A 9617-nucleotide genomic window follows, 5' to 3' on the forward strand; every position below is an offset into this window, starting at 1 on the left:
GCGCGGGGCCTCGGGGCGCGTGGGCGGGCTCAGCCCGCCCAGCAGCGCACCACGACGTCGTCCCGGACCGCGAAGTTCAGCCGGCCCTCCAGGAACTCCATCGTGATGATCGCGTCCGGCGGCAGTGACCGTACGGTCGACCAGCCCTGCGTCCTGGCCCGTTCGCCGGCCGCCTCGGCGGACAGTCCGAGGTAGCTGTCGGTGTCGTCGCGGGACGAGCCCGCGCCCGTGGGTTGCGATGCCATGCCGCCACCGTACGACCTCCGGCGCGGCACCCGGAAGTGTCCGCCGGGTGCGCTGGATGTCACGCTTGTGTCACAGTGCGGCGGGCGCGGCGGTGTCCTTGATCACGACGGGACGGCCCTCCGGAACGCCCTCTCCGGGCCTTTTCCCGTGCTTTCCTGTGGTGTTTTCCGGGTTTCCCGGACGGCCGGTTCCCGGCGCGCTCCGGCCGTCATTCCGAACGGCGCGCGCCACGAATTCGACCGAGCGGCCGGAAGGTAATCCGATGGTATTCCCGCCGTCGGCGCGCTAATCGCTGGGAGCGCGTCCCGTACCTCCTGACCCGGTCCCCTCGCCGGGTACCCGCCCTCGCCCGCCGGGCCTGCGGACCGCTCCGCCGCCGGCCGGTCCGACCGCCGCCCCGGCATCGGCCGGCCGCCCCGGTCGATGCCCGCCCCGAAGCCTCCGACGAGCTCGCGGTGACCACGCAGCGTAGGCACCCGGGCACCCGGCCGGGCGGCCGGGCCCACCGTCACGGACCGCCCGCCCGATTGGGCGGTGCCCAAAGCGTGACCTGTACTGGCCGCCGCCGTTGAGCTAGTCGGAGCCGCCGCAGGCAGCGGAGAACTTGAGTGAAGGAGCATCAGTGTCAGCATTGCTCGACGTCAGTGACGACGTACGCGCCGAGATCGGGGACGAGGAGGCCGACCGGCTGCTCACCGGGGACAGCTCCCCGGGCAACTACGACTGCACGTCCTGCCGCACCCCCGGTGACGCCGTGCGGGAGCGCACCAGCACGGTGCTGTTCGTCGGCGAGGAGACCGCCGTGCTGGCGTTCGCGCACGCCGCCTGCATCCCCTCGCAGGTGGTGCCGGTCTCCGAGGAGCAGCTGAAGGGCGCCGTGCGGTCCATCACCGGGCAGGGCGGCGACATCCCGGCCGGTTCCCAGGAGGCCGGCGGCCAGGCCGTGCTGGGCGTCACCTGCGGACTCGTCATCGTCGACGACGAGCTGTACGCGGCGCTGGTGGTGGAGCCGAACGGCGCCATCGCCCGTCCCGGTTCCGAGGGCCCGGGGGACGAGTTCCTGCCCCTCATGATCGAACAGGGCTTCTTCCCGGTGACCAGCGTGGCCAACGCCCCGGCGGAGCTGACCGGCTGGTCGGTCCTGCTGGTCGCCGGCGAACTGCACGCCGTGCTGCAGCCGGGCCTGGTCGGGAGCCCGTCCACCGCGTGGTGGCAGGCGCACCAGCCGCTGGCCGTCACCGAGGGGTGGCGGAACGCGGCACGCCAGCGCGGCAAGGTCCTGCTGCTGGCCTCCCCGGCCGGTGCCGTCGGCAACCAGCCGCGTGAGGACCTGATGCGGGACGCGCTGGACAAGGCGGCCGACAACGGCCAGCTCGTCGGCGCCGTCATGCCGCTGGCCGGGACCTGAGCGGCACCGGGCGGCTGGAGCGATCAGGTACTCCCGGTGCGCGTGCCGCATCCGCCGGCCCCGCCGGTCGTTGGAGGAACGTGCAGCCTTCCGAACCGCTCCGCCCGCAGCAGCCCGGCCGTCACCGCCATATCCCCGGGATGCGCCCCTCGTACGAGCCGGCCGTGAGCCACTCGGCGACGCCGATCTACGACGCGCTCTGCGCGGAGTACCGGCGGATGTTCCGGGCTCTGCCCGGGGACCGCAGCGGCGAGGAGGAGCTGCGGTTCGACGCGTTCGGGAACTTCGGTTCCCACCGTTCGTTCGGCACCGGCGGCCACGACCCGGGCCGCCGGTACGGCGCGGGGCTGCCCGCGCTGCCGCCGGGCCGCCACTCGCGCGCCGACGACCGGCTCTGAGACGCCCGCCGCCCGACGACGAGGCCGTGGCCCGTGCCCCCGTTTAAGAGGGGCACGGGCCACGGCCTCGCCATGGGCGCTCCTGGGCCACGCCCCGCCGCCCGGACGCGCCGGGCGGCGGGAGGGCACCGGAGCCGCCCGTCACTTGCGCTTGGCGCCGCGCTTCTCCCGGACCCGCACCGACACCTGGATCGGGGTGCCCTCGAACCCGAACTCCTCCCGCAGCCGGCGCTCGACGTACCGCCGGTAGCCGGCCTCCAGGAACCCGGAGCTGAACAGCACGAACCGCGGGGGCCGGGTGCCGGCCTGGGTGCCGAAGAGGATGCGCGGCTGCTTGCCACCGCGGATCGGGTGCGGGTGGGAGGCGACCAGTTCCCCCAGGAAGGCGTTCAGCTTGCCCGTGGGCACGCGGGCCTCCCAGCCTGCCAGCGCCGTCTCCAGCGCGGGGACCAGCTTCTCCATGTGCCGTCCGGTGCGCGCCGAGACGTTGACCCGGGGGGCCCACTGGACCTGCACCAGGTCCCGCTCGATCTCACGCTCCAGGTAGTAGCGGCGCTCCTCGTCGAGGGTGTCCCACTTGTTGTAGGCGATCACCAGGGCCCGGCCGGCGTCGACGGCCATCGAGATGATCCGGGTGTCCTGGACGCTGATCGGCTCGGTCACGTCGATCAGCACCACGGCCGCCTCCGCCTTCTCCAGCGCGGCGGCGGTGCGCAGGGAGGCGTAGTAGTCGGCGCCCTCCTGGAGGTGGACACGGCGGCGGATACCGGCGGTGTCGACGAAGCGCCAGGTGCGGCCTCCGAGCTCGATCAGCTCGTCGACCGGGTCACGGGTGGTGCCGGCCTCCTCGTTGACGACGACGCGGTCCTCACCGGCCACCTTGTTCAGCATCGAGGACTTGCCGACGTTGGGGCGGCCGATCAACGCGATCCGGCGGGGGCCGCCGGTGACGGTGCCGAAGGTCTCGGCCGGTGCGTCGGGCAGCGCCTCCAGCACCGCGTCGAGCATGTCGCCGGTGCCCCGGCCGTGCAGGGCGGAGACCGGGTGCGGCTCGCCGAGGCCCAGCGCCCACAGGTAGCTGGCGTCGGCCTCGCCGGACGGGCCGTCCACCTTGTTGGCGCACAGCACTACGGGCTTCCCGGCCTTGCGCAGCAGCCGGACGACGGCGGTGTCGGTGTCGGTGGGGCCGACCGTGGCGTCGACGACGAAGATCGTGGCGTCGGCGGTGGAGATCGCGAACTCGGCCTGCGCCGCCACCGAGGCGTCGATACCGAGGACGTCCTGCTCCCAGCCGCCGGTGTCGACCACCTTGAAGCGGCGGCCCGCCCACTCGGCCTGGTAGGTGACGCGGTCGCGGGTGACGCCGGGCTTGTCCTCGACGACCGCCTCACGGCGGCCGAGGATGCGGTTCACCAGGGTCGACTTGCCGACGTTGGGGCGGCCGACGACCGCGAGGACCGGCAGCGGGCCGGCGCCGGCGGCGGCGAGCTCGCCGTCGACCTCCTCGGCGTCGAAGCCCTCCTCCTCGGCCAGCCGCATGAACTCCGTGTACTCGGCGTCGTCGAGCGCGCCGTGGTCGGCGCTCGGGCCGGGCTGTTCGTGGTCGTGCATGAGGTCCTGTCTTCGTCGTCGGCCGGGGCGTTCCCGGTGGGGAGGTGCCCGGGGTGACCGTGGGCGGTTCGCGGCGCCCGGCACGGCGGACGCGGGGCGCTCCTCCCTCGGCCGGCCGTGGACGCCGGGCACTCGGGGTGCCGCGCGGCGGTGCGGGCCGGGCGGTGCGATGGTGCCGTGGGAGAGTGCCCGGGACTCAAGCCTAACGTCCGGTGAGAAGGCGGGCGGACGCGAGATGCGCCGCCAGCCGTTCCTGGACGCGTTCGGTGGCGGCGTCGAGCGCCGCGCGGGTCCGCATGCCGCTGCCGTCACCCGCGTCGAACGGGTCGCCGTAGACGACGTCGATCCGGCCGCGCAGCGGCGGCAGCGCCGGTACGAGGCGGCTGCGCCGCTCGCTGCTGCCGAGGACCGCGACCGGCACCACGGGGGCGCCGGAGCGCAGCGCGAAGTAGGCCAGTCCCGAGCGGAGGGCGGCGAAGTCGCCGACGCCGCGGGTTCCTTCGGGGAAGATCCCCAGCGCTCCCCCGGACCGCAGCACCGCCAGTACCTCACCGACGGCGGCGCGGTCGGCCGAGTTCCGGTCGACGCCGATCTGGCCGAAGCCGCGCAGCAGCGGCCCGAGCGGCCCGACGAAGGCCTCCCGCTTGACCATGAAGTGCACCGGCCGCGGGGCCGTGCCGATGACCACCGGGCCGTCGATGTTGTGGCTGTGGTTGCCGGCCAGGATCACCGGCCCGGCGGCGGGCACCCGCCACGCTCCGAGCACACGCGGCCGCCAGCCGCCGTGGACCAGCCCGACGCCGATCCTGCGGGCCACCGCGGCGCCGCGGGGGCTCGGCTCGGCGGGGCGGCCGTCGTCACCGGACGCGCTCACCCGACGGGCCGCTTCCGCTCCTCGACCAGCGTGATGACGCACTCGATGACCTGTTCCAGCGTCAGTTCGGTGGTGTCCACCTCGACGGCGTCGTCGGCCTTGGCCAGCGGGGAGGTGGTGCGGCTGGAGTCGGCCCGGTCCCGCCGGACCAGCGCCTGCCGGGTGGACGCCAGGTCGGCGGCCCCGCGCCCGCCGAGTTCGCCGCTGCGGCGTGCGGCGCGGGCGTCCTCGGAGGCGGTGAGGAAGATCTTCAGGTCGGCGTCCGGGAGGACCGTGGTGCCGATGTCGCGGCCCTCGACGACGATCCCGCCGAGCGCGTCGGCGGCGGTGGTGCGCTGCAGCTCGGTGATCAGCTCACGCACCGCGGGCACCGCGCTGACCGCGCTGACCGCGCCGGTCACCTCGGCGCTGCGGATCGGGCCCGCGACGTCGGTGCCGTCGACGGTGATCGTGGGGGCCCGCGGGTCGGTGCCGGAGACGATCACCGGCTTGGCCGCGACGGCCGCCACGGCCGCCGGGTCCGCGATGTCCACGGCGTGGTGCAGCATCCACCAGGTGATGGCGCGGTACTGGGCTCCGGTGTCCAGGTAGGCCAGTCCGAGCCGGGCGGCGACCGCCTTGGAGGTGCTGGACTTGCCCGTTCCGGACGGCCCGTCGATGGCGACGATGACGGCGGGGTTGGCGGACACGGTGATGCGCACCTCTTCTCGGACCGGCCTGCGGCCGGCTGGGGCGGAACCAGGGGTGGGTGGGCCGGCGCGCCGGGACCCAGCCCGGCCGGGCGCGGCCGAGGGACAGGGTAGCCGCTCCCCCGCGCCCCGGGCCCGCCGGGCACCCCGCGGCCGTCCGGGCTCGGCCGATGCCGGTGGCCCGGTGGCCGGTTCCACGCGGTCGGCGTCACCACGCCCGGCGCGACGGACGCCCGGCGCACGGACGCCCTGCGCCCGGCCGTCGCGACGGCTCGTCGCCACGGCTCCCGGACGCGCGCGGGTGTCACTGCCGGATCGACCAGCCGCGCTCCCGCAGCGCGGCGCTGAGGACCGGTGCCGCGTTCGGGTCGACCATCAGCTGCACCAGGCCCGCCTGCTGGCCGGTGGCGTGCTCGATCCGCACGTCCTCGATGTTCACGCCCGCCACGCCCGCGTCCGCGAAGATCCGGGCCAGCTCGCCGGGGCGGTCGGTGATCAGCACCGCGACGGTCTCGTAGACGGCCGGTGCCGCGCCGTGCTTGCCCGGGACGCGTTCCTGGCCGGCGTTGCCGCGGCGCAGCAGCGCGGTCACGCCGTCGGCGCCGGCGGCGCGCTTCTCGGCGTCGGCGGACTCCAGGGAGCGCAGCGCGCGGACGGTCTCGTCCAGGTCGGCGGCCAGGTCGGTCAGCACGTCGGCGACCGGGCCCGGGTTGGCGGAGAGGATGTCGATCCACATGCGCGGGTCGGAGGCGGCGATCCGTGTCACGTCCCGGATGCCCTGCCCGCACAGCCGGACGGCGCTCTCCTCGGCGCTCTCCAGCCGTGCGGCGACCAGGCTGGACAGCAGCTGCGGTGTGTGGGAGACGAGGGCGACGGCCCGGTCGTGGGCGTCGGCGTCCATGACGACGGGCACCGCCCGGCAGAGCGCGACCAGCTCCAGCGCGAGGTTGAGCACCTCGGTGTCGGTCTCGGGGGTGGGGGTGAGCACCCAGGGGCGGCCCTCGAAGAGGTCGGCGGTGGCCGCCAGCGGGCCGGAGCGTTCACGGCCCGACATCGGATGGCTGCCCAGGTAGCGGTCGAAGGCGAAGCCGAGGTCGGCCAGTTCCCGTCGGGGACGCCCCTTGACGCTGCCGACGTCCAGGTAGGCGCCGGCGGCGCCCCGGGACCGGGCGGCGGCGAGCGTCGGCGCGATGTGGGCCGGTGGCACCGCGACCACGGCCAGCTCCACCGGCCCGGCGGGCGGCTCCACACTGCCCGCGCCGAGCGCGGAGGCGGTCCGGGCCTGCTCGGGGTCGTGGTCCTCCAGGTGCACACGGACGCCGCGCGAGGTCAGCGCGAGCGCGATGGAGGTCCCGATCAGTCCGGTGCCGATGACGAGGGCTGTGCGCATCGTCCCAGCGTAGCCGCGGCGGGCGGGCCCGCCCGCCGCGTGGCCGCCTGCCGGACGCGCCGCGTCCGCCGCCCCTCGGGGCGACCGAACGGCACCGGCCGCGCGGTGGCGGCCGGTGCTGCCGCTCGTGCGGGGCCGCTGTTACAGGTCGACCTCGCGCAGCAGCATCCCGACCTCGGTGTTGGTCATGCGCCGCAGCCAGCCCGACTTCTGGTCGCCGAGGTTGATCGGGCCGAAGCCGGTGCGCACCAGCTTGCTGACCGGGAACCCGACCTCCTGGAGCATCCGGCGCACGATGTGCTTGCGGCCCTCGTGGAGGGTGATCTCCACCAGGTAGTGCCGGCCGGTGTTCTCGACTACCCGGAAGTGGTCGGCGCGCGCGTAGCCGTCCTCCAGAGGTACGCCGTCCTTCAGCTGCTTGCCGAGGTCGCGCGGGAGCCGCCCGCCGCCGCCGGTGACCTCGATCGCCGCGACGTACGTCTTGGTGACGCCGTAGCGCGGGTGGGTCAGCCGGTGGGCCAGCTCGCCGTGGTTGGTGAGCAGGATCAGCCCTTCGGTCTCGGCGTCCAGCCGGCCGACGTGGAAGAGCCTGGTCTCCCGGTTCTGCACGTAGTCGCCGAGGTTGGGCCGGCCGTCCGGGTCCTCCATCGAGGAGACGACACCGGCCGGCTTGTTGAGGGCGAAGAACAGGTTGGACTGGGTCGCGATGGTCAGGCCGTCGACCTTGATCTCGTCCTGGCCCGGCTCGACGCGCACGCCCTGCTCGGTGACGACCTTGCCGTTGACCTCGACGCGGCGCTGGTCGATCAGCTCCTCGCAGGCCCGCCGGGATCCCATGCCCGCCTGCGCCAGCACCTTCTGCAGGCGCACGCCCTCGGTGTCACCGAAGGTCTTGGGGGTCTTCGGGGCGGTCTTGGCGTGCCGCTCCCGGTTGCGCTCCTCGATCTGCGCGTCGTACTCGCGTGGGCGGCCGGGAGTGGTCCGCGCGGGGCGGCCACGGCCGCCACCGGCGGCGGGACGTCCGGAGCCGCCGGGCTTGCCACCGGCGGGCTTCCCGCCGTAGCTCTTGCCTCCCGAGGGGCGCCCCGCGCCGGAGCCGGAGGGCCGTCCCGCGCCGGAGCCGGACCCGGAAGGCCGCCCCGCGCCGGAACCACCCGTGGAGCGGCCACCGGCGCCACCACCGGCACGGCCGGAACCGCCGGAGGGCCCGTCGCCCGGCCGCTTGCCGCCGGACTCGGGGTAGCGGCGGTCCTCCGGACGGGGGCGGCCGGCGCGCTCCCGTCCCCGGCCGCGGTTGTCGCCCGCGCCCCGGTCGTTCCGGTTGCTGTTCCTGCCGCTGCTTCGCATGAGTGTTCCGTCTTAGGTCGGTGGGTCCGCGTGGTCGTCTACGTCGAACGACGGCACCGCCTCCTGACTCTCGGCCTCGACCGCGTCCGCCTCGGGCAGGAAGGGTGCGAGCTCCGGCAGCTCATGGAGGCCACGCAGGCCGAGCCGCTCCAGAAAGTAGTGCGTCGTCCCGTACAGGATCGCACCTGTTTCGGGTTCGGTGCCCGCCTCCTCCACCAGTCCGCGCTGGAGCAGGGTCCGCATCACGCCGTCGCAGTTGACTCCGCGCACCGCTGAGACCCGGGAACGGCTGACGGGCTGCCGGTAGGCCACGACCGCCAGCGTCTCCAGCGCGGCCTGGGTGAGCCGAGCCGTCTGGCCGTCCAGCACGAACCGCTCCACCGCCTCCGCGTAGGCGGCGCGGGTGTAGAAGCGCCAGCCGCCGGCGATCTGGCGCAGGTCGAAGCCGCGCCGCTCGGCCGCGTAGTCGTCGGCCAGTTCGCGCAGGGCGGCGGCGACCTCATGGCGGGGGCGTTCGAGCACCTTGGCCAGGTGTTCCTCCCTGGCCGGTTCGTCGACGACCATCAGCACCGCCTCCAGGGCGGGCTTCAGCGGGAGCTCCTCCACGGGGCGGGGCGCGTCCGCTTCACCGCTCCCGGTCCCGGCCTCGTCCTGGGCGGTCATCCGTCCTCCTGTGATGCGTCCGTCGGTGGCCGGTCGAACTCGTCGGTCACCGTGGGCACCCCGGTGGCCGCGCCGCTCCACCGCACCGTGAGCGGGCCGAGAGCCTGCTCCTGGTCGAGTGCCACGGCGCGCTCGCGGTACAGCTCCAGCAGCGCCAGGAACCGGGCGACCACGGTCAGGGTGTCCGGGGCGTCGGCGGTCAGCTCCGCGAAGCTGACGGCGCCCGCCTCGCGCAGCCTGCCGACCATCAGTTCCGCCTGTTCCCGCACGCTGACCAGTGGTGCGTGGATGTGCTCCACGTAGACCTGGGGCTTGGGCCGGGGCTGCATCGCCTTCACCGCCAGCCGTGCGAGGCCCTCCGGCCCTACGGAGATCGCGACCTCGGGCAGCAGCTCCGCGTGGTGCGGCTCCAGGCCGACCGTCCGGGGGTGGCGGCGCGACTCGGCGGCGAACCGCGCGGCGAAGATGTCGGCGATCTCCTTGTAGGCGCGGTACTGGAGCAGCCGCGCGAACAACAGGTCGCGGGCCTCCAGCAGCGCGAGGTCGGCCTCGTCCTCGATCTGTGCCGAGGGCAGCAGCCGCGCGGCCTTGAGGTCGAGCAGCGTCGCGGCGACGACCAGGAACTCGGTGGTCTGGTCGAGGTCCCAGTCCGCGCCCATCGCCCGGATGTGGCTCATGAAGTCGTCGGTGACGCGCGAGAGCGCGACCTCGGTGACATCGAGTTTGTGGCGGGAGATCAGCTGGAGCAGCAGGTCGAACGGGCCCTGGAAGTTGTCCAGGACGACCGTGAACCGCCCCTCGGCCCCCTCCGCCCCGTCCGTCGGCCCGTCGCCCGCGGGCTCCGTCCCGGCGTCGTCCCCGGCGCCGGACACGCCAGGCGCGGGCTCGGGCTCCGGGGCAGACGCCGGAGCGGGCTCGGGGCCGCCCTCGGCCGGGCGCGGCTGAGGCGCGGCGGCGCCGAGGCCTTCGGCACGGGCGCCGAATCCGAGCG

Annotated in this window: 10 protein-coding genes; 2 read left to right on the top strand and 8 right to left on the bottom strand. The window is 74.8% G+C overall.

Features of this window, described 5'->3' with window-relative positions; translation table 11 throughout:
- Window positions 1-29: 29 nt before the first annotated feature.
- Window positions 30-245 (bottom strand): proteinase inhibitor I78, encoded by a 216-nt coding sequence (locus E0D90_RS19570; RefSeq protein ID WP_130799446.1) that lies wholly within the window; start codon window positions 243-245, stop codon window positions 30-32.
- 623 nt (window positions 246-868) lie between these two features.
- Between E0D90_RS19570 and E0D90_RS19575 the strand changes: the two genes are divergently transcribed.
- The gene (locus E0D90_RS19575; protein WP_103504738.1) at window positions 869-1654 is read left to right on the top strand and encodes a DUF8842 C-terminal domain-containing protein; all 786 of its coding nucleotides are present in this window, start codon (window positions 869-871) and stop codon (window positions 1652-1654) included.
- Between the two features lie 80 nt (window positions 1655-1734).
- Window positions 1735-2052 carry a hypothetical protein gene (locus tag E0D90_RS19580; RefSeq protein ID WP_374754075.1) on the top strand — a complete coding sequence of 106 codons (318 nt, stop codon included), beginning with the start codon at window positions 1735-1737 and terminating at the stop codon, window positions 2050-2052.
- Window positions 2053-2193: 141 nt separating this feature from the next.
- On the opposite strand, the gene der is transcribed toward E0D90_RS19580, so the two are convergent.
- The 7 genes from der to E0D90_RS19615 form a co-directional block, all read right to left on the bottom strand.
- Complete coding sequence (gene der, locus E0D90_RS19585; RefSeq protein ID WP_103504737.1) at window positions 2194-3663, bottom strand: ribosome biogenesis GTPase Der; 1470 nt, start codon at window positions 3661-3663, stop codon at window positions 2194-2196.
- Window positions 3664-3865: 202 nt separating this feature from the next.
- A complete protein-coding gene (locus tag E0D90_RS19590; RefSeq protein ID WP_227870337.1) occupies window positions 3866-4537 on the bottom strand; it encodes a lysophospholipid acyltransferase family protein in 672 nt (223 codons plus the stop codon).
- Window positions 4534-5226 (bottom strand): (d)CMP kinase, encoded by a 693-nt coding sequence (gene cmk / locus E0D90_RS19595; RefSeq protein ID WP_227870338.1) that lies wholly within the window; start codon window positions 5224-5226, stop codon window positions 4534-4536. The genes E0D90_RS19590 and cmk overlap by 4 nt, the downstream gene beginning before the upstream one ends.
- 304 nt (window positions 5227-5530) lie before the next feature.
- The gene (locus E0D90_RS19600) at window positions 5531-6616 is read right to left on the bottom strand and encodes a prephenate dehydrogenase (RefSeq protein ID WP_130799448.1); all 1086 of its coding nucleotides are present in this window, start codon (window positions 6614-6616) and stop codon (window positions 5531-5533) included.
- Between the two features lie 141 nt (window positions 6617-6757).
- On the bottom strand, window positions 6758-7963 hold the full coding sequence (locus E0D90_RS19605; protein ID WP_130799449.1) for a pseudouridine synthase: 1206 nt from the start codon (window positions 7961-7963) through the stop codon (window positions 6758-6760).
- Between the two features lie 12 nt (window positions 7964-7975).
- On the bottom strand, window positions 7976-8626 hold the full coding sequence (gene scpB, locus E0D90_RS19610) for an SMC-Scp complex subunit ScpB (RefSeq protein WP_130799450.1): 651 nt from the start codon (window positions 8624-8626) through the stop codon (window positions 7976-7978).
- Window positions 8623-9617 (bottom strand): segregation and condensation protein A (locus tag E0D90_RS19615; RefSeq protein WP_227870339.1); only part of this gene is annotated, 995 nt, incomplete at its 5' end. The genes scpB and E0D90_RS19615, both read right to left, overlap by 4 nt.

The sequence above is a fragment of the Streptomyces otsuchiensis genome (genome assembly GCF_004305975.1).
Taxonomy (GTDB): domain Bacteria; phylum Actinomycetota; class Actinomycetes; order Streptomycetales; family Streptomycetaceae; genus Streptomyces; species Streptomyces otsuchiensis.